The sequence below is a fragment of the Hominenteromicrobium sp. genome (assembly GCF_046974225.1).
GTDB lineage: Bacteria > Bacillota > Clostridia > Oscillospirales > Acutalibacteraceae > Hominenteromicrobium > Hominenteromicrobium mulieris.
In genome coordinates, this window is record NZ_JBKWAE010000002.1 from 58425 (window position 1) to 78916 (window position 20492).

The 20492-nt window shown below is 54.9% G+C and carries 21 protein-coding genes; 2 read left to right on the forward strand and 19 right to left on the reverse strand.

Translation table 11 applies throughout. The features are described from left to right. Window positions 1-65: 65 nt before the first annotated feature. The 19 genes from ACLTX1_RS01895 to ACLTX1_RS01985 form a co-directional block, all read right to left on the reverse strand. Window positions 66-419, reverse strand: coding sequence for a TnpV protein (locus tag ACLTX1_RS01895; RefSeq protein ID WP_105205001.1), 354 nt, complete (start codon window positions 417-419; stop codon window positions 66-68). A gap of 865 nt (window positions 420-1284) precedes the next feature. Further along, window positions 1285-1593 carry a hypothetical protein gene (locus tag ACLTX1_RS01900; protein ID WP_015535527.1) on the reverse strand — a complete coding sequence of 103 codons (309 nt, stop codon included), beginning with the start codon at window positions 1591-1593 and terminating at the stop codon, window positions 1285-1287. A 10-nt stretch (window positions 1594-1603) separates the two neighbouring features. Beyond that, on the reverse strand, window positions 1604-2149 hold the full coding sequence (locus ACLTX1_RS01905; RefSeq protein WP_075877510.1) for a hypothetical protein: 546 nt from the start codon (window positions 2147-2149) through the stop codon (window positions 1604-1606). Then, a complete protein-coding gene (locus ACLTX1_RS01910) occupies window positions 2146-2454 on the reverse strand; it encodes a hypothetical protein (RefSeq protein ID WP_177674275.1) in 309 nt (102 codons plus the stop codon). Before ACLTX1_RS01910 ends, ACLTX1_RS01905 begins: the two co-directional genes overlap by 4 nt. After that, a complete protein-coding gene (locus ACLTX1_RS01915) occupies window positions 2451-3407 on the reverse strand; it encodes a hypothetical protein (RefSeq protein WP_412330443.1) in 957 nt (318 codons plus the stop codon). The genes ACLTX1_RS01910 and ACLTX1_RS01915 overlap by 4 nt, the downstream gene beginning before the upstream one ends. After that, entirely contained in the window at window positions 3407-4045 is a 639-nt protein-coding gene (locus ACLTX1_RS01920; protein WP_216881292.1) for a DUF7007 domain-containing protein, read from the reverse strand. The genes ACLTX1_RS01915 and ACLTX1_RS01920 overlap by 1 nt, the downstream gene beginning before the upstream one ends. Continuing rightward, complete coding sequence (locus ACLTX1_RS01925) at window positions 4042-4665, reverse strand: hypothetical protein (RefSeq protein ID WP_195396630.1); 624 nt, start codon at window positions 4663-4665, stop codon at window positions 4042-4044. The genes ACLTX1_RS01920 and ACLTX1_RS01925 overlap by 4 nt, the downstream gene beginning before the upstream one ends. Next, window positions 4662-4904 (reverse strand): hypothetical protein, encoded by a 243-nt coding sequence (locus tag ACLTX1_RS01930; protein ID WP_195396632.1) that lies wholly within the window; start codon window positions 4902-4904, stop codon window positions 4662-4664. Before ACLTX1_RS01930 ends, ACLTX1_RS01925 begins: the two co-directional genes overlap by 4 nt. Before the next feature lie 4 nt (window positions 4905-4908). Then, entirely contained in the window at window positions 4909-5142 is a 234-nt protein-coding gene (locus ACLTX1_RS01935; RefSeq protein WP_243243326.1) for a hypothetical protein, read from the reverse strand. Window positions 5143-5329: 187 nt separating this feature from the next. Further along, window positions 5330-9559 (reverse strand): SpaA isopeptide-forming pilin-related protein, encoded by a 4230-nt coding sequence (locus ACLTX1_RS01940; protein WP_412330382.1) that lies wholly within the window; start codon window positions 9557-9559, stop codon window positions 5330-5332. Window positions 9560-9842: 283 nt separating this feature from the next. Further along, the gene (locus tag ACLTX1_RS01945; RefSeq protein ID WP_015535536.1) at window positions 9843-10814 is read right to left on the reverse strand and encodes a ParB/RepB/Spo0J family partition protein; all 972 of its coding nucleotides are present in this window, start codon (window positions 10812-10814) and stop codon (window positions 9843-9845) included. Then, complete coding sequence (locus tag ACLTX1_RS01950; protein WP_105204999.1) at window positions 10768-11616, reverse strand: ParA family protein; 849 nt, start codon at window positions 11614-11616, stop codon at window positions 10768-10770. Before ACLTX1_RS01950 ends, ACLTX1_RS01945 begins: the two co-directional genes overlap by 47 nt. Before the next feature lie 145 nt (window positions 11617-11761). Continuing rightward, window positions 11762-11926, reverse strand: a complete 165-nt coding sequence (locus ACLTX1_RS01955; RefSeq protein WP_015535538.1) for a hypothetical protein — start codon at window positions 11924-11926, stop codon at window positions 11762-11764. A gap of 442 nt (window positions 11927-12368) precedes the next feature. Then, window positions 12369-12770, reverse strand: coding sequence for a 30S ribosomal protein S9 (gene rpsI, locus ACLTX1_RS01960; protein ID WP_176819814.1), 402 nt, complete (start codon window positions 12768-12770; stop codon window positions 12369-12371). Between the two features lie 16 nt (window positions 12771-12786). After that, complete coding sequence (gene rplM / locus ACLTX1_RS01965; RefSeq protein WP_308449512.1) at window positions 12787-13215, reverse strand: 50S ribosomal protein L13; 429 nt, start codon at window positions 13213-13215, stop codon at window positions 12787-12789. Window positions 13216-13535: 320 nt separating this feature from the next. Beyond that, entirely contained in the window at window positions 13536-14285 is a 750-nt protein-coding gene (locus tag ACLTX1_RS01970) for a class I SAM-dependent methyltransferase (protein ID WP_308449511.1), read from the reverse strand. Window positions 14286-14533: 248 nt separating this feature from the next. Next, window positions 14534-14899 carry a DUF1667 domain-containing protein gene (locus tag ACLTX1_RS01975; protein ID WP_176819811.1) on the reverse strand — a complete coding sequence of 122 codons (366 nt, stop codon included), beginning with the start codon at window positions 14897-14899 and terminating at the stop codon, window positions 14534-14536. 13 nt (window positions 14900-14912) lie between these two features. Next, entirely contained in the window at window positions 14913-16199 is a 1287-nt protein-coding gene (locus ACLTX1_RS01980) for an NAD(P)/FAD-dependent oxidoreductase (protein WP_412330383.1), read from the reverse strand. A gap of 8 nt (window positions 16200-16207) precedes the next feature. After that, on the reverse strand, window positions 16208-17641 hold the full coding sequence (locus ACLTX1_RS01985) for an NAD(P)/FAD-dependent oxidoreductase (RefSeq protein ID WP_412330384.1): 1434 nt from the start codon (window positions 17639-17641) through the stop codon (window positions 16208-16210). 239 nt (window positions 17642-17880) lie between these two features. Between ACLTX1_RS01985 and xylB the strand changes: the two genes are divergently transcribed. After that, window positions 17881-19404, forward strand: a complete 1524-nt coding sequence (gene xylB, locus ACLTX1_RS01990) for a xylulokinase (protein ID WP_412330385.1) — start codon at window positions 17881-17883, stop codon at window positions 19402-19404. After that, the gene (locus tag ACLTX1_RS01995) at window positions 19401-20435 is read left to right on the forward strand and encodes a uridine kinase (protein WP_412330386.1); all 1035 of its coding nucleotides are present in this window, start codon (window positions 19401-19403) and stop codon (window positions 20433-20435) included. Before xylB ends, ACLTX1_RS01995 begins: the two co-directional genes overlap by 4 nt. Window positions 20436-20492 lie beyond the last annotated feature (57 nt).

A 20492-nucleotide genomic window follows, 5' to 3' on the forward strand; every position in this document is an offset into this window, starting at 1 on the left:
GATCTGCTTTTCATCCAAAAGCGCAGGGAGCTGTTCGCCACCTGCGCTTTCTTCCGGTTCATCAATTAGCTGTAAATCAGCTCCGCCAGCACCGTTTCCTCCGCCGCGTTCTGCAGGTTGCTCATCATCTGCACCCACTTCATCTGGTCGCTGGCTTTCAGTTCCTCTGTCACGCCCTGGTTCTTGGCCATCTGCGCCACGATCTGCTCCATCCGGCGCTGGGCGGTCTGCTGGATCTCCGCCAGATGGCTGTTCAGCTTGCCGCTGGTCAGCAGGTTGGTGTACGTCACCCTGCGGTGCTCCTTGAGGAATTTCTTCCGAAGCAATGCGTATTTCCCATGGGGAACCGGCTCCTCCTGGGGCGGCAGAAGGTTCGGCAGATTGTAGTCGCCCTGTCTGGTGTAAGTGATCTCGGTCATATTCAAAACTCCTTTCCGGCTGTGTGTTTTCCTGTTCAGTTACAGCATACTGGTTTTTCTGCTGGGGTTCAAATGTGCGATTTTCTTTTTGGGGCTGTCTTTGCAGGGCAAGGACCGTGCGGGAAATGGCGGAAAGGCACATCTGGGAGATGTCCCCGGTGGCCACGCCCAAAGCGTTCAGGGTCTGTGGAGTGTTGAAATTCAGCACATCCCGAAAATCCTCATCCTCAAAGTATTCAGACGGGTCGAGGCCGCAGCGCACCAGCAGCATATATCCAATGCTGTTTTGCACCGCCCTGCGGTATTCCACCTCCAGGTTCAGCTCGTCCAGTTCTTCCAGAAAGCTGCCTTCCGTGAGGGTTTTCAATTCAGAAAGATAGTCGGGCATATTATCCTCCACGGCGTTCTTCGCCGCAGAGAGCAGGGCTTCGCCCAAATCCTCCTTGTGCTCCAGTTCTCCAAAGCTGTTTTCCAGCGTTTCAATGATGTCCGGCGCGTATTCCTCCCGCACCGTCCAAAGGGGGACGGGCCGGGGGAACCGAGCTTCATGGGTATCGGAAATGTCAAAGTAGTATTTCAGTCGGGGTTTTCCATTGTGTTCCCCATCAAAAACGGCAATGCCGTTTGCGCCCCGGTTTACCCAGCGCCCAAATTGCCGGTTCCATCGCTCGATCTCCAGGACGGCGGTGGCGTCTGGGCGCTGGGCGTAGACAAGCAGTTGTTCATCGAAAGAAAGCCGGTAGTTGCGGCAGGCAGAAGCCAGAAACGCTCGCCACTGGTCAGGAGCTGTCACGCTGCGCTGCGTTTCCTGGTACAGCTCCGTCAAGGCTTTATATCGTATCGCCATCGGTTGCCCCTCCTTTTCTTATTCTTTTTTCGCAGCTTTCAGTTCTGCGCTGTAATCCTTATCCGGGTCATATTGATTGCACAGGGAGAGCAGCAACAGCCAGATGGTATTTCCGGCCTCCTTCGGGTACATCCGAAGCGCCACGCAGGGCGCATGGTCACTGTCAACAAAGGGCCTCCCATAGCGCATAAACTGGTCGATCAGCTTTTGAGCCATCTCCCGGTATTCTTCATAGGGGTTCTGTTCCGCCTGCTGATGGAGAACCGTCATCAGCAAGTTGAACCAGTCCTCATGCGTATCCAGTTTTACGGGCGGTAAAGACGCCATTTTTATCACCTCATCTTTCCATGGCGGCGGCCTGCCGCTGCCGGGGAATGGAAAACCCGTAGACTTTGGCGATGTCGTCGCCCAGCCTGCGGGTCACTCTCGTAATATCGGCGCGGGTTGCAATGCCGCGATATAGTTTTTCTTTCAGCAGTTCAATTTGAGAAGGGCTGGCGCTGTCCTTGTAAACGCGGTAAAGATAAAAGTTCGTGCCATCATGGTGGATGGCGTCGCACCGCAGATCACCCAGCCGGTCCACATACCAGGTGGAATAATCCGTATCGGAATACAGGCAGTCCCGGATATTGCCGCTGGGGATTTCCTTATATCCCATGCGCCGACCATTCCACAGGCCCAGGTCGCCTACAACCAAAATCGGCTGGGAAAGCTGTACATTGAGGTTAGCGCGTTCATCATCCAGGTAATCCCCATTGATCTCATACATCAGGGAAATGCGCTCATCTTCGGATAAATCCGGGTATTCTGCCTCCAGATCGTCCCGCCAGTCCTCATAGTCCAGACCATAATTGCTCCAGATAACGTGTCTTTCTTCCTTCATCGGGCTTCACCTCGATTTCTTAAAGGGAATTTACCCAAACACACAGTTTTCCCGGAGAGTTCTTCTGTATCTAAATCAACGTCCCCGCAGTCATAATGCGTTCCATAGGTTTCGTTATACTTCTCCATAATAGAATCTGGAATATAGCTGTCACCATTAACCACGGCTCTGCCCTCCGTGAAAATCCGGGAAAGACATTTTCGTTTGTCCAAGTCGTTTCCAGAAACAAGCAGCTCCATTTCATCCGGCGTAAGAGAAAATGTCATACCTATCCGCGCCCAGATTTGATTATGCCTATTCTTCATCGGGCTTCACCTCGGTCTTTCTGCCTAGGCCTGATGGGCTGCCCCTGCTCGTCATAGTTTTGGGGATCGGCGGCGGGGGTCTGCCACCCAAACATGGAGCCGGCCAGCATAGCGGCCTCCTGCGCTTTGGTAACGCCGTTTTTTCCATTGCTGTCCTCTGCAAATCTGCGATTTTCTCCGGCGTCCGCCGCTGAAAATTCAGGACAGGGGCTGTATCCTTTTTCGCCCCTGGTCAGAAGAATCAGCTCCCCGGATGAGGGCAGCGTACTAAAGCACTGTACAGGCAGAGAAGAACGCAGCGGGATCACGCTCCCGTGAGTTTGCTCCAAACGCTCTGCAAATTCGCAGATATGATAAAGGGCGCTGGAATACCCTCCGCTGGTTTCAAAATGGGTTTCGTCGATAAACCGGCAGGTGCGGTCGCGGGTTCCTCCACCGCCCGTGAAAATGCGGATGTGGTCGCCATCGGGGATACGGAACAGCTCCTTGTAGCCGGGCGTGATAAACCGGATGCCCTGTTTGGCCTTTTCCATGTGGTGTTCCAGAAATCGGGAAACGTAGGCGTAGAGGTAAAAGTTGTAGTCTCCATAATTGGGGTTGCACCGGAGCATATAGGTGTGTTGGGGCGTCTGCACCTTAAAACCGTACTCGGCGCAGTAGTTTCCCTCAAACTCAGCCTCCGGGTTCTGATAGCAAAACCTGGTCATGCTGCCACGGGTGCAGAGCAGCCCGTCCTTTTCCCGCAGAGTGTTGACCACTTCATCAAACTCCGCCTTAAACTCGTCCGTCTTGTATTCCCTCCGATGGTCGAACCAGGAAGTGTAAAATTCCTGGCCGCAGCCAAAATCCCCGCGCAGATGGCCGATACAGCCGGTTTGCCCTTCAAGCTGGCTGCTCTGGTTGTACGCATACAGGCGATCCGCCGGGGTCATGCTGGTGATTTTCAGCTCCATCATCGTTCACGTCCTTTCTTTTTCGCTTGTCGGTTTTGCTCCGATATGGCTTTTTCCCTTGCCTGCCAATATTCGGGGTGGTGAATTTGCACACTACTATTGATAACAGCCTCATACGCACCGGGGCCAAAGTACTCGTTCACCGGAGCCTGGATCATCTTTTTATCCATCAGCTCCCGGAGAGCCACCTGCGCGTCGCAGTCCTCCTCAAAGCAGAGGTAGCCGCCCTCAACAAAGCCGCAGCCCATCGCTTCTTTTCGGAATATCTTTTCCGCCAGTTCCCGGCGCACCATAATTCCGCCATGCCCTGGGGTGGAAACGGAATAAACGCCGGGGCAGAGCGTTTCACATTCCTGGATATTGCCCCACGGGGAATAGAAAGGGGTCTCCGGCACAATAGTGTTTTGCCGCTGATCCTCCAGGCACTGCACCTCCTCCTGCGCCCGCGCCACCAAATCCTTCTGCGCGGAAAACAGGTCGCTGAAATAGTGGCCCCAATCGTAGTCCGTCCGGTTACTGCATTTCCAGGTGACAAACTGCTGGGGCGCTGTCAAATGAACGCCCAACACAAATTCGCTGTCGCCCACATGACAGGAATCCGTAATGATATATCCGGCGTTTTCTCTGTAATCCATCATCGTTCACGCTCCTTCGTCGTTTTCTTTTTGGCCTGTTCCTGCTGGATCGCAGTAAGGCCATGCTTGGCCCAACCGGGAAGGTCCTCCGGCTGTATCGTTCCCAGCACGTCCATGCGCTCATAGCGGCTTTCTTTTCCGGTATAGAGGTCAACGCAGTAACAGGCGGACCCCCGGCTGTGTGGAGAAGCCCCAAAGCCGCCCAGACAGAGCTTGAGCTGGCGGGTAGCCCTGCGGTATTCCCGGCGCAGCACCTCCGGCTTTATCACCACGATTTTCCCGTGTAGATCATCCTCATGGGAAATGGGGATGCAGCCCTCCGCCGTGATGGGGTGATCGTCTATGCCCTGTATGCGGGGCTTGTTCAGCTCTATGTGGGTTTTCTGCGCTTGCTCGGCAATCCTCTGGCCGAACAGCTCCACAATCTCCGGGAAATCATCACTGGCCATCACTTCGCTGTATTCTGCAAACAAAGCGTTCTGCCGGCAAAAGGCGCACATATACTTCATGCCGGTTTCATCCTGTGGATTTTCCCCCAGGACAACCTCCCGGTCGCCAATCTGCACCGCCTGGATAATCTCATAATCACCGGCCATGCGTTTTTCTGTGGAATCATCGTTCATCCCTCTGCCTCCATATCCTTTTTGATAAATGCTTTGATTTCCTTTACACTGGCAAAATCCCGTTCATCCCCGGTAAGGTAACGCACCGCGTCCTGCCATTGATAGAGGGGATGGGCGCTTTCCTCCATCCCGCACAAATCGGCCAGGGCTGCCCTGCGCAGGAAGGGGGTGAGGTTTAAGTCGGAGATAAAGCAGCCATGCCGGGCCGCCAGTATATCCAGCAGGTGCAATTCACTCATGGCTTCACCTGCTTTCCCCGGCTTCTTTCAGCAGTTCCCCCATCAGCCTGCCGCTGCGGACTTTGTTGCGGTCCGCCAGCACCTTGTTCTGGACGCACAGCACCGCCCGGATGTTGGGGACGGTAATGCCGGGAATCTCCACCATTTCCTCCGGGGTGACGGTGAGAAGCTGCACCGGGGAGTAGCCAGCCTGGGCAAAGATACGGAACAGCCGCTGTTCAAATCGTTCTTTCATCATCAACGCTCCTTTCTTTTTTGGTATGTAAAAGGGGCGGCCCCCGCATGGCCGCCCCTGGCTGGTTACTTCTTCCGGCTTCTGATTTTCAGGAAAATCAAGCCGCCGATGATGAATACTACCAGCGCAATGGCAATGATCGTTTTCAGTTCCATGAAATCATTCCTCCTAACACAGAATCAAGCCGCAGTTATTTCACGGTGTTTTTGCCCTTCTTGCGCTTACCTACATAGGCCGCAACGCCCAGGGCGGCAGCGCCCATAGCGGATACGCCCATCAGGGCCGCCCACAGCCAGGGCTTGCTGTCATCGCCGGTTTTCGGGGTATCGCGCAGCTCATTGTGCATTTGCGCCACAGTGGTCTTATCCGCCAGAATCGTCACCTTTTTATCCGCAGGCAGCACATAGTTGGCGCTGGCCCCATCCGATACCTCGGACACGGTGTAATCGCCTACGCGCAGGCCCTCGATGAAGATTTCGCCGTTTTTATCGGTTTTGAAGGTCTGGTCGTAGCCGTTGGCCCCGGTCACGCGGAAGGAGAAGCCCTCCACCTTGCCGTCGCTGGACGTTTTTTCAATCCGCAGGGAGCCAGTCTGGGCCATGTTGGTGAAGCCAACCCCGGCCTCGTTCTCTACCTCGTAGATTTTGCCGTTCTCGGTGATCTCCACATAGTAGGCGTTTTCATCCAGCAGGAAGCCCTCCGGCGCTTTGGTTTCCCTTACGAACACGCCGCCGTAGAGGATGTGGGACATCTCGTAAATGCCGGTGCTGGTTTCCTCCAGCTTGCCCAGCAGCTCGTCACCCTCGTCCAGCTCTTTGTTGCCGTTGGTATCGCGGTACACTTCAAATTCAGCGCCCGTCAATTTGTTATCGGGATAATCCTTATCCACCTTGGTGAGCCGCAGATCACCATACACACGCTCATTGGCAAGGGAAATCTCTACAACCTGTCCATCTTCCTCCACAGTAACGGGAATCACTTCATCGGAGAGGATGAACCCTTCCGGGCTTTCCAGTTCTTTCAGCACCCAATCACCGTAAGGCACATTGGTGAAAGAAAAGCTGCCGTCGTCCGCTGAGGTAGTGGTGGCAAGGGCGTTTTCGGCGGTAAACTCGGTTTCATCGGACTTAAACAGACCGATTACAGCCCCGCCCAGGCCCGTGCCGTTCTCATCGGTTTTGAGGCCCTTGATTTCGCCGCGGATCAGCTCGTTTGTGACAGCCTCGCCATCATTAGCGGAAATCTCTACCACGGCAACAGAAGGCCCGCCGTACTCAAAGGTGAACGGGAAGGTTTCGCCATTCAGCAGGTAATGGCTGTCAGTGGAAAGCTCCTTCAGGTAGAAGCTGCCGAAAGGCAGGTCGGTGCTGCAAACGGCCTGGCCGTTCTCATTCACAGAAACGATCTCCAGAAGCCCGTCTGCCGGGATCACGGAACCGTCTGCTGCGGTGATGTCCTCCTGGGCATAGAGGCCAAAGGTCACGGCGGAGATCTCGCCATTCATGCCAATGCCAAAGGTTTCATCCTGCTCCAGCACCTTGTCAAGCGTCACAAGGGCTTTCTGGCGCTGGTTGTAGAAGCTGGCAGAGGTTTCGGTGACTTCCACCTCCTGGCCTGCGTACACCAGCTCCACGTTGGTGACGTTCTCGCCGGTATCCACCATGCCGTGAGGGAACTGGATTTCCTTCACCTGGAACTTGCCCAGGTAGAGGGGCTGGCTCTGGGCTGTCCCGTCCTCGCCGGTGGTGATGGTGTCCACTACCTCGCCCGCAGAGTAGCGCAGGGTGCCGTCCAGGGTGTAGACGTCCTCCAGGGCGGTGATTTCAAACACCGCACCGGGCAGGCCCTGCACCTCATACACCGGCTGGTAAACGCCCTCGTTTTCTGTCACAGAGGAAAATACCTCGCCGGTCTTGCTGACTTTGATGATTCCTTTCTGGGCCATGTTGGGCTTGGTGACTTCAATCACCGTCACGCCGCCTTCCACGCTGGAATTGTCCTCGGTCACATCAAAGTAAACCGGGGTGCTGTCCAGCACATAGCCGTAGGGGGCCTGTACTTCAACCAGGGAATATCCCGCGCCGTATTCCAGCTTTTCAGGCGTTACCAGATAGCCCTCGGAATTGGTGTAGAACGTATCAATGGTGGTCGGCGTCGGGTAAGTGAAGGTCATTTCCACCTTGCTGCCATCGGGACGGTAAATCTGGAACCCGGCCCCCGCATAGGGGATGGTGACGCCGGTTTCCGCGTCCACCTTGACCACCTTGATGAAGCTCTCAAAGTTGGCGTTGTTGATGAGATAACGGTAGGTCTGGCCGTCCTGAGCGATATACACTTCAAAATCGTCCATCAGCTCGCGGCCTTCCCAGCCCTTGGTCTGACGGACGATATAGGTGCCGTAGGGCAGCTTCTTCGACTGTGCAAAGCCGTTCTCATCGCAGACGAGGACATCGCGCTCAGATTCCTTGGCATTTTCATAGCTGCCGGCTGATTTCAAAAACACCTGGAATTCCGCGCCGGATTCCGGGGTTTCGATCTGGGTTTCCCCGTCGTCGGTATGCTTGATTATGGCAATGTCGCCCTTGATGACCTGCTCCGTCACATCGTTGGCGGTGTCGTTCAGCTCAATCTCATACAATTCCGGTTCCGCGCCTACCTTGTGGATAGAGGAATCCAGCAGGTAGCCCTCGCTGGGGTTGATTTCACGGATTGTCCAGTCCGAATCGCAGACGTAATATCCGGTGGTGAACTGGCCGTTCTCATCGGTGGTATAGCTGTCGATGAGTGTATCTCCCTTATACAACCCATAGGTTGCTCCGGCAAGAGAACCGTCGCCCTGGGGCGCGCCCGTTTCCACATCGCTCTTGGTGACAGTGACACGGAACTTTTTGAGGACATTGTTCACGCTCTTGTGGGTCACTTCATTCCACTCGATGGTGGCTGTCTGGGAATCCGGCACCACATAACGGATGGGGGTATCCACCTCCTCCAGTACATAGCCCGTGCCGATGAGCACGTTTTCAAAGCGCGCCACACCGTTTCCGTCTGTCACCGCATACTCATCCACCGGCTGCCCGGAGAGGGATGTGCCGTACAGATGGAAGGTCATGCCCTCCACCAGCCCGTCCTCGCTGGTTTTCGTCACTTCCAGGCTGCCGCGTTTGAGCACGTTGCTAAAAGTCACGGTGGCGGTCTGGCCGCTGACGATGGTCACGCGCTGGCTTTCCTGGGGTTCGTATTTGTCAATCGACTGCTCGGTTACGGTATAAACGCCGGGATTGAGGTCGGAGATGTCGATCTCGCCCGCCTCATTGGTGGTCTTGGTGGCGCTGTATCCTTCGCCGGTAATGGTGAAGCTGATCCCGGCTACCTGTCCATCCTCGGAAGTCTTGACCAGCTTCATATTGCCGGTTTTTACTTCCAGGTTCAGATAGCCCACCATATAATCGGACACGGTTTCCCCGTAGGTGGCAAAGTCCTGCTTGCCGCCGCCGATAATCCCATCCGTCCATACCACTACGCCGCTGCGCTGGGCGGAGATTTTTTCTGCTTTTACCGTTACAGAGCCTTTGATGGCCTGGCTGGAAGTGATGGTGAGCTGGTTTCCGTCCACAGAGAAGTTCAGGCCGGTAATATTGCTGGTAAAGGTGTAATCTCCCAGCACGCCGTTGGTATCCGTGAGAGTGAGGGAATACTGCTGGCCGTCCCATTTCAGCTCGTAGGCCCCGGCGTCTGCGGTGCTGCTGAAAAAGCTGGGCAGCATGGTATGGCGTTTTACCGCGCTCTCAATAGCGGAATACTGGCTGAAGATCTCGCTGTAAAGGGGATTCTCCGGGCTGGTATATTCCGCGATATTGTTCTTGCCCTGGGCGTTGGCGTCCACATGGTTAAACTGGCTGTCGCGCTCGCCTACGACGGTTTCCCAGACAAGAAGCTGGGTGGCGATTGCCCCGGCCATCTTGCTGGCGTCCTCCGGGTCATCGGTCATCCATGAGGTGCTGGCGTTGCCCTGCCATCCATAGGTCATAATCCGCCCGATATATTCCTTGATGGTGTCCGGTGGGATAGTGGGGTTCAGATCGGACGGGTAATCATCCCAGAAATCCTCGCCCCGGCCAGTAAACTGGTCGCCGGAATGAACGCTGACGCCGGGTTCGATACAGTAGATGACTTTCCCGTTAAAGGAATCCTGCGTGTGGATGGTAAAACCGTTATTTTCGCCGGTAGACCATCCGCCCAAGAAATTCATAGCGGAATGTCCCCAGCCTGCCTTGTTGGGGTCGCTGGCACGGGGGAACTCCACCATATACGTCGTCATGGTTTCCCCTGCGGCAAACGCTGTGGTTCCCGTCCCTGCGAATATGCCCAGGCACATGAGCATGGCCATGAACAGGGACAGGGGCTTTCTCAATGCTTTCATCGTGTTACCTCCTTGAAATGGCCGCAAAAAAGCACACCGTTTCCGATGTGCTGCGGCTTGTGTTGGTTACTGTCTAAAAAAGAGAGGCCCGCCCGGTTTTCCTCGCAGCCCGATGTCTGCCTGTGGAAAAGAGGCCGGAGCTTTCTATATACATCCAGGCTCCCCAAATATCTTCTTTTTTTAGGCTGTTTAGGTTGTTTGGAAGGGGTGAGGTGTGGAGAGGGGGAACCGGCACAAGCTGCCGTTTCCCTGCAAATGGGCGCACTTCCCCCTTGTGAGTGGGCTATCTCTCTAAACTGCGCTGGCGTTTGCGGTAAAGTTCCAGCGCCTTGACAATGGTGTCCTCGATCTTCTGCGTGGGCGTCCCCGGCGCAAAAAACCGGCTGATTTTTTCTTTTGGGATTTTGAACTGTTCTTTTTGATTGGGCTTTTCCTCCTTCATAATGGAAACAAGGGCGTCTTTGGCCAGCCGTTCCCCTCCAGTCTTGGCTTCGGACATCTGTCGCATTTTGATGGCTTGGGCGTGGGACGGGGTGCAGTCCATCTCGTCCATGATAGCGAACAAGTCGGCCTGTTCTTCTTTTCGCAGGTAGGACAGCTCCACCGCAGGGCGCATGGCAATCTGGAGCATTTCCTGGTCTTTAAGGACTGAGTTATCTACCAGCTCCAGAATTTCCGGGATAAGGTGGGTAAGGCGGATATACCTATAAATCTGAGGTTGACTATCTCCGCTATCCCTGCTGATCTGCTGGGCTGCTGTAACGCCTTTTAACTTATTATCCAGTGGAGAAGAAGTTAAATCCGTCCGCTGACCCTGTCGTTTTAATGCGTCCAGCTTCATTTTGTAGGCAAACGCCTTCTCCGAGGGCAGAATCTGCTCCCGCTGCAAGTTGGAGTCCACCATGATAATCGTGGCTTCATCATCGGTGAGCTGCCGCACAATACAGGGGATTTTCGCAAGCCCCGCTAAATCCGCCGCCTTTTTCCTGCGGTGTCCGGCCACCATTTCATAGCCGCCCTCCGGTTTGGGGCGCACCAGGGCAGGGACCAATACGCCGTACTGCTTCACGCTTTCCGTCATTTCCTGCATAGCTGCGTCCATCCGCACCTTAAACGGGTGGTTCGGGAAGTCGCTGATTTCCGTGGGCGAAAGATTGACAACTTTTTCAAGCCGTGCCTCAGCCCGCTCTTCCTCCGTGGAAAACAGGTCATCGACTGAGGGAAGATTGAAGTTTAGCCCGTTGCTTTTCGCCATCCGCCAGCACCTCCTTTGAAAAATCCGCATAAGCCTGGGCCACCTTGCTCCCCTTGTCGTAGGCGTAAATACTCTTGCCTGCGGCGCTGATTTCTGCGGCTTTGATGGCTACGGGAATCTCGGAACGATAAATTTTCAACACGCTCCCGTAACTCTGCCGCAGTGTATCTGCTGTCTGTCTGGCAAGGTTTGTGCGCCCATCCACCAGAGTGAGCAGCACCCCGTCCACCTTCAGAGCCGGGTTGATCTGCCGTTTCACCTTATTGATGGTTTTCATAAGCTGGGTCATGCCCTTGGCGGGGAGATAGTGGGCCTGCACCGGGATAATCACGCTGTCCGCCGCAGCCAGGGCGTTGATCGTAATCATACCCAGGGACGGCATACAGTCAATGAGAACCACGTCATAGTGCTTCTTGGCTTCATTGACATAGGTCCGCAAAGTAAACTCCCGGCTCATGGCGTTGACCAGGCTCATTTCCAGCGCGGACAGCTCAATGTTGGCGGGCATAAGGTCTACGCCCTCGCTGTGGTGCAAAATGCCCTCATCCGTGGTGAATGGCTCATCCCGGATCACTTTTTCCATAACGGTGGCCAGGGTGGTGGGCAGGCTGTCTTGGTCTTGCCAGCCTAGGCAGGTGGTGAGGTCGCCCTGTGGGTCTGCGTCAATGAGCAGTACCTTTTTCCCCAGACGGGCTAAACCAATGCCCAGGTTCACCGTCGTGGTGGTTTTGCCTGTGCCGCCTTTCTGGTTGGCCAGCGCGATCACGCGGCCATCCCTGGGGCGGCTTCTTTGTTCCGGCATTTTCATGTCCTCCTTCTTCTTAGATTTAGCCGCCCGTTGGCAAGACGGACGGCTATGTATGAGAAAATCCGAAAGATGGACATGAAAAAAGCCGCTTACTCTTTCTGAAAAGAATAAGCGGCTCATCTGGCAGCGATATGTAATTTTACATCTTCTTCACCGGGGCGCACATGGCTTTGAGCAGAAGTTCATCCAGGCAGCCGGTGTCCCGGTTTTCACGGAGCATAGTATTGCGCAGGTGATTAAGGCTCTGGATCACAATGCTGTTTTCGGCGGGGGTGAGGTATATCTTGAATTTCCGTTTTTTCATAGGGCGTTCCTCCTTTACGCTTTCAGTATATATGGAAGGAACACTGCGCCGCAAATGTGCGAGAGTTCATCCACTTGAAACACAGCAGCGGCAACTCAGAAGGACAAGATAAACTGGATTCGGTTTGGTCAAATCCTGACAAATCAGGACATCCCCTTCAAAAGAAAAACCGTTCACAAAGGCCGTCATGGAATCGAAAAAATGACGGGGAAAATGCCCTCTAAAACACCCCGATTTCGGCTCGCAGTTGCCCCATTTTTTAATCATAACGGGGTCAAAAAGGGCCTGTTGCCCCATTATTAATCAAGAAAAACCGGGTCAGGCAAGGTCAAATCCTTCCAAAATCGGACAAAGGACAACAGACTTTTTGGAAAGGAAAAAGCCCGGAAAACCGCATGGTTCCGGGCTTTTTGAGCATTTTTGAATTGGTTTGTCGGGCCTGTTATCTCTTGGAGAACTGAGGCGCACGACGGGCAGCTTTGAGACCGTATTTCTTTCTTTCCTTCATTCTCGGGTCACGGGTGAGGAAACCGGCCTTCTTCAGCGTAGCGCGGAGGTTCTCGGAATCGTACTGGAGCAGAGCTCTGGAGATACCGTGGCGGATAGCACCGGCCTGACCGGTAACACCGCCGCCTGCAACGCGGCAAACGATGTCGAACTTCTCTTCGGTACCGGTGAGAACGAGCGGCTGACGAACGATCGTCTTGAGGGTATCAAGGCCGAAATAATCGTCGATATCGCGGTCGTTGATCGTAACCTTACCGGTGCCCTGGTAAATTCTTACACGTGCAACGGAGCTTTTTCTTCTGCCGGTGCCGTAGAAATAAGGTGCCTTATCGTACATATTCGTTTACCTCCTATTAAAGTTCCCAAGCCGTCGGCTTCTGCGCCTTGTGCTTGTGCTCGCTGCCGGCGTAGACACGAAGTCTTGCTTCTGCAGCTCTGCCGATGGTGTTCGAGGGGATCATGCCGTGAACAGCAAGCTCCATCGCCTTTTCCGGCTTTGTACGCATCAGGGTGTCATAACGGACAGCCTTGAGGTGGCCGATATAACCCGTGTGATGATAATAATACTTCTTTTCAGCCTTACCGCCGGTGAGGACAGCCTCAGCGCAGTTGATGATGATGACGTGGTCACCGCAGTCAACGTGCGGGGTAAAGGTGGGCTTGTGCTTGCCGCGGAGAAGAACTGCGGCCTGTGCTGCAACGCGGCCGAGCGGCTTGCCTGCAGCGTCAATTACATACCATTTGCGGTCAACCTGACCAGCCTTGGCCATATAAGTGGACATAGCGTTTACCTCCAAAATTGATTTAAATTATCTCGGTACCGGCAAACGCTTTGTGCGCTGCGATACGAAATCTCTGAAAATGCCCATAGCTTTCCCATGGGCGCTAAATGATAGTACCACACGAAAAACGGCTTGTCAAGCGCTTTTTTGCGGTTTTTTAAGCTGCGAATTCCAATCTCGCTTATTCTTTGTTTTTCTCATTTATGCTCTTATTTTTGAATGTGCGATTTCAAAAAATATTTTTGCGGCAAAATTTAAAAAGCACAGCTTTTCCGCCGTTTTTCGGGAAAGCCGTGCTTTTTACGGTTTTTATTCAGCTATTACTTTTTCACACAGCGCGTTGCGACAAAGCAGGGCACGCCGTGCTCGTGCAGAAAGCCTCCGCCGTTTGTATCTTCATAAATATCCGTCAGCATAAATCCCGCGCGCAGCTGGCCACCGATTTCTTCGTCCAGTGTGTGCGAAAACTGCACGCCGTAATCGAGCTCCAGCGACTTTTTATAGAGTACTTCGTCTTTTAAGGGATTATACGGCAGCGTGTTCGTAATCTTTGTTTCGTCGTCATCAAAAAGGTAATTGATGCCGTTATCAAACCCGACAAGCAAAACGCCGCCCGGCTTTAACACGCGGGCACACTCACGCCAGACAGGCTCTAATTCCTCGATGTAGCAGTTGGAGACAGGGTTAAAGATAAGGTCGAAGCTCTCGTCTGCAAACGGCAGCGGCTTTGTCATATCGGCGCGGACGCACTTTGGCGTGTATCCCTCCCGCTTGCCGACCTCTTCTTCGCGCTTTAGCTGCTCCGTGGAATAATCCAGCACGGTGCAGTCTGCGCCGAGCGCCGTGAAAACGGGAATCTGCTGCCCGCCGCCGCTGGCTAAACCCAGAATTTTCTTGCCGCGCATCTCGCCGAACCATTCGTGCGGCACGATTTTTGTCGGTGTGAGATAGACGCCCCATTCGCCGTTTTTCGCTTTTTCAAACGTTTCGTGGCTGATGGGCCTGCCCCACTCCCAGCCGTTTTGCACCCAGCTGTCCACGGTTTTGGCGTTGATGTCGGTGTAGTTCATACGTTTATTCTCTCTTTCTAAAAGTTTTATCTTTTATGAATTTGCCGTGCAAATTCATAGGGAGACCCCTTAATAGGGTCTCCCTCGGACGAACAATTCACTGGATTGTTTTATAGCAATGCGAAGCATTGGTTTCTCCCAGTCCTGATTTTGGGGTAAGCAAAAGGATTTCGCGCTCTGCGGAGCGCGCCTCAGGGCTTTGCCCCGAGACCCTATAAACTTTCTGAAGAAAGTTTAATCAAAGACTTTTAACCCAACTCGTCGTCCGCGGATGCGACGACGTTTACGCCGGTGCCGCAAACATTTTCGATGACGATGTCGCCGATATGGACGGGGGCGGTGATCTCCGCTGCGTTGATGGCTTTCATGCAGTCGAAAATTTTACCCTTCGGGATGTCCGTTTTCGTGCGCACGGCGACAACCGGGCGTTCACCGTTTAAAACGCGAACGGTAGACGTGACGGTACGGGCGGGCGCGGTAACTTCCTTCACGGCGTAGAGCTCGCCGCGCTTACACGTATTGCCTGTAACGCTTTTCACCTCGCCGTTTTCAACAGTGACGGTCAGCGGGCAGCCCAAGGGGCAGTTGATGCAGATAAACGATTTCGTTTCCATAGTAATGCCCTCCTTATTCCGCTTCCACCGTGACGGTGACGGTATCAAAATCAATATTTTGAAGGTCTGCTTTTTTCAGCAATACCTGCTCCATTTCGCCCGGTGCCATAACGGTCTTTTTGCGGTGCTGCACGCGCTGATCGCCGAAATAGACACTGATGAACGAATTTTTATAGATGCCGCCCACGCGGAAGCGCACCGTGAGCGTATCCGGCACATTTTCGGGGTGAATGATGCTCGGCACAGTGTAGCGCACACCGCCCTTGGCTTCGAGCTTGATGCCGCCCGAAAGCGGCTCTGCGGTTTCTTTGTTGCCGCCCTGCACGTACTTTGCGGCGGCACGACCTGCCTGCGCGGCTTCTTCGGAAACATAGTCCACAAGGTCGTGCACATGCAGCACGTTGCCGCACGCGAAGATGCCCGGCACGCCGGTCTCGAGGCTTTCGTTGACAACGGGGCCGTTCGTCACGCGGGAGAGCGGTGCGCCCGCGCCGAGGGTGAGCTCGTTTTCCGGGATCAGACCGACGGACAGAAGCAGCGTATCGCAGGAATAATATTCTTCCGTGCCCGGGATGGGCTTTAATTTGTCGTCCACGGCGCTGATGGTGACGCCCGTCACGCGGTCTTTGCCGTGAATTTCCGTCACGGTGTGGCTAAGCTTCAGCGGGATGCCGAAGTCATCGAGACACTGGACGATATTGCGCTTGAGGCCGCCGGAGTACGGCTGGAGTTCCGCGACGACGTGTACTTTCGCGCCCTCTAACGTCATGCGGCGCGCCATGATGAGACCGATATCGCCGGAGCCGAGAATGACGACCTCGCGTCCGGGCATATAACCCTCCATATTGACAAGGCGCTGCGCCGTGCCGGCGGAGAACACGCCCGCCGGGCGAAAGCCGGGGATATTCAGCGCGCCGCGGGAACGCTCGCGGCAGCCCATGGCTAAAATGACCGCGCCCGCTTCCACGGTGAACAGACCGTCTTCGCGGCTGACCGCCGTGACGACCTTTTCCGGGGAAATACTCAGTACCATTGCGCCGAGCTTGTACGGGATATGCAAAGCCTTTGCGCGTTCTTCAAAGCGCGCGGCGTACTCCGGACCCGTGAGCTCCTCTTTAAACGTGTGCAGACCGAAGCCGTTGTGGATGCACTGGTTTAAGATGCCGCCGAGACGCCCGTCTCTTTCTAAAATTAAGATGTCTTCAGCCGGAAGCCCGTTTTCCGCCGCGGCGACCGCCGCCGCAAGCCCCGCAGGCCCGCCGCCGATGATGACAAGCGATTTTGTGATTTTATTTTCCATAATAAACCTCATTTCGTCTTCCCGAACACGATTTCGGAGCCTTTTTCGTTCTTTCGGATGGCTGTCAGCGGCAAGTTAAGTTCTCTTGCGAGAATATCCATGACGCGCGGGGAGCAGAAGCCTGCCTGGCACCGGCCCATGCCGGCTCTGGTTCTGCGCTTTACGCCGTCCAGCGTTTTCGCGCCGAGCGGACGGCGGATGGCGTCCACAATCTCGCCCTCGGAGATCGTCTCGCAGCGGCAGACAATACTGCCGTAGAGCGGGTTTTCACGGATTTTCTCGGCGCGTTCTTCGACGCTGAGCGAATTGAGGTGCACGACACCGTGACGAACGGGGTTGAAGCTTTCTTTTTTCGTAAGGCCAAGCGCTTTCGCCGCCATTTCCGCCATATAAACGCCGATGGCAGGCGCGCTTGTGAGGCCCGGGGATTCGATGCCCGCGGCTTCAAAGAAGTTCGGCGCGCTTTCCTCCAAAATGAAGTCGCCTCTGTCCGCGCAGGCGCGCAGGCCGGAGAACGATGTGATGATCTGTCGGCTCGGCACGTTTTTCACGCTCATACCGGCTTTTTCCAAAACGAATGCAAGGCCGCTCTGCGTTGTGGCCGTGTCCTCGCGGCCTTCGATATTCTCGGCGGTGGGGCCGAGCAGCAGATTGCCGTGCACGGTGGGTGTGACAAGAATGCCCTTGCCGAGCTTTGTCGGCAGCTGGAAGATGGTTTTATCAACCAAATTGCCCGCGTTTTTGTCGCACAGGCAGTATTCGCCGCGGCGCGGGGTGATGGTGAACGCGTGCGGCAGCAGCATATCGTGAATTTCATCGGCGTGCACACCCGCCGCGTTGATGACGGCGCGCGTTTCGATCTCGCCCTGTTCGGTTTCGAGAATATAGAGGTCGTTTTCGCAGCGGATATTCTGCACGCCGCACTCAAATTTGAATTCAACACCGTTTTTCTCGGCGTTTTCGGCAAAGCCCAAGGTCAATTCAAACGGGCATACGATGCCGGAGGACGGACAGAACAGCGCCGCGACGACCGTGTCGCTGAGCGCAGGCTCCATTTCTCTCGCTTCGTCGCCGGTAAGAATTTTGAGGTTTTCTACTCCGTTTGTCACACCGCGCTCATAAAGCTCCTTTAACGCAGGCATGTCGTTTTCGTCAAAGCACAGCACGAACGCGCCGTTTCTGCGGAACGGAACATCCAGTTCTTCCGCGACCTGCGTCATCATGCGGTTGCCGAGGACGTTCATCTTGGCTTTCAGCGAGCCCGTTTTGGCATCAAAGCCGCCGTGCACGATGGCGCTGTTCGCCTTTGAGGTGCCGGTGCAGACGTCTTCGCCCTTTTCCAGTACGCATATTTCTGCCTGATACCGCGAAAGCTCACGGGCGATGGCGCTGCCCGTAACGCCCGCGCCGATCACGACGGCGTCATATCGTTTTTTCTCCATTTTTGTTTCAATCCTTTCAAATACACCAAAAGACCGCTTCAAACGGCTTTTCCCCTATAAATCGCCGACGAAGCTCTTGTTTTTTATTGTATCATACAAAACCGCGCGTTTCAATTAAAATAGTCTGCATAATTTCAACAAAAAAAGCTTGACACAAATGGGAAAATGCTTCAAAATAAAACGGAGGCAGAATGCCCTATATATTTGAAACCATTTTTTCGAAAAGAAAGGACGTTAATATGAATTACCTTTTAGGTGTAGATCTTGGCACCAGCGGCACAAAAACCGTGCTTTTTGACGAAGACGGCAATGTAGTCGCGAGCAAAACGGTAGAATACCCGCTGTATCAGGAAAAAAACGGCTGGGCAGAGCAGGAGCCGCTCGATTGGTGGAATGCGGCGGCGGATACCATTCACGCCGTGATCACCGAAAGCGGCGTCGATAACAAAGACATCAGGGGACTCGGCATTTCCGGCCAGATGCACGGCCTTGTCATGCTGGATAAGGACGGCAACGTGCTGCGCCGCTCCATCATCTGGTGCGACCAGCGCACGGCAAAGGAGTGCGAGGAGATCACCGCACGCGTCGGCGCAGAGCGCCTGATTGAGATTACCGCAAACCCGGCTTTGACGGGCTTTACGGCATCTAAAATCCTTTGGGTGCGCAACAACCAGCCGGAAATTTATGCAAAGTGCGCGCACATTCTGCTGCCGAAGGACTACGTGCGCTACATGCTGACGGGCGACTTTGCAACAGAGGTCTCCGATGCTTCCGGCATGCAGCTTTTAGACGTGCCGAATCGCTGCTGGAGCGACGAAGTGCTTGAAAAGCTTGATATTGACAAGGCACTCTTGCCGAAGGTATACGAATCCCCGGAAGTGACGGGTGTCATCTCCGAAGAAGCCGCAAAGCGCACCGGCCTTGCGGCGGGCACCATCGTGGTCGGCGGCGCGGGCGATAATGCGGCAGCAGCCGTGGGTACCGGCGTTGTGGAGGACGGCAAGGCGTTTACAACCATCGGCACCTCCGGCGTTGTGTTTGCGCACACGGATAATATTTCCATTGATCCGAAGGGCCGCGTGCACACGTTCTGCTGCGCCGTACCGGGCGCATGGCACGTGATGGGCGTGACGCAGGGCGCGGGTCTGTCCCTTAAGTGGTTCCGCGATAACTTCTGCGGCGCGGAAAAAGAGACCGCAGCCGGCATGGGCGTAGACCCGTATTATCTGATGGATCAGCAGGCGGCGCGTTCGCCGATCGGCTGCAACCGTCTGCTTTATCTGCCGTATCTCATGGGCGAGCGCACTCCGCACCTTGACCCGGACTGCCGCGGCGCGTTCATTGGTCTTTCCGCCATGCACACGAAGTACGACATGCTCCGCGCCGTGATGGAGGGCGTAACATACTCCCAGCGCGACAGCGTGGAGGTGCTGAAAACCATGGGCGTTTCCATTGACGGCATGCTCGCCTGCGGCGGCGGCGGTTCCTCGAAGCTGTGGCGTCAGATGCTTGCCGATACGTATAACTGCGCCGTGCGCACGGTCGTTTCCAAGGAAGGCCCGGCGCTGGGCGTTGCCATCCTCGCCGGTGTGGGCGCAGGGCTGTACCCATCCGTGCAGGAGGGCTGCCGCCGCGTTATTCGCCTCAACGCCCCGCAGGAGCCGATTGAGGAAAACGTGCCGAAGTACGAGGCGTTCTACCGTATGTACACGAAGCTGTACCCGGCGCTGAAGGACTGCTACAAGGAGCTTGCTGCGCTGTGAGCCGCGTGTTTGAAGCGCTGTGCGCCCACCTGAAAACGCATCCCGAAGCCGAAGTGCAGGACGCGGTGAAGTTTTTGTACCAGGCGAGCTTTGGCGGCGGCCACTTTTTGAGCGACCCCGACGGCGCGTATCTATATTTATTAAAGGAAGCGGAGACCGCCAACCTTGATGCACCGTACACGGAAGCCCTCGGCGAGCAGTACGCGCGCATCAACTTGAGCGCGTTACAGGAGCTTTCACCGAAAACACTTTTTGCTATGTTTAAAGCGTCTTCCGAAGACACGCCCACGGACAAAACGGCGTTTTTATCACTTTTGGACGAGCTTGAAAACGCCGATTTGTTTGACAAAGCCGAGAAAACGGCGTTTTTGAAATCGTACCGCGCGGCGGGCTGCCCTGCCGTGCACCACAGCGAAGCGTACCGCCGTGCGTATCACCCGGCGTACCGCGTGGTGAAAAAGGCGTATGCGGATTTTCTGCCGGCATTCATCGCGATCGATAAGTTGACGGCGGAAAAAGCCCCGGTGACGGTTGCAATCGACGGGCTGTGCGGCTCGGGTAAAACGACGTTTGCGGCACTTTTGCAGAGCGTTTACGACTGCAACCTGTTCCACGCCGATGATTTTTACCTGCCGATGCCCATGCGCACGCCGGAGCGCTACGCCACCCCGGGCGGCAATGTGCACTGGGAGCGTATTTTGTCGGATATTCTGGAGAAGATTCCGAAAAACGAGTCGTTTTCCTACCGCGTGTTCGATTGCGGCGTTATGGACCTCGGCGATGCGGTGCAGGTCACGCCGAAGACGCTGAACATTTTAGAGGGCTCGTACTCTACGCACCCGGAGCTCATCGGGCGCTACGATCTCAAAATTTTTCTCAAGACCTCGCCGGAGACACAGAGCGCACGCATTTTAAAACGCAACGGCCCCGCGCGGCACAAGATGTTCGTGGAAAAATGGATCCCGCTCGAGAACCTCTACTTCACTTCCTACCCCGTTGAAAAGCAATGTGACCTTGTTTTTACGACGTAAATTTCAAAAAAGTTTTTTCATATCCGTATGTACCACCGCGTGCATACGGATATTTTT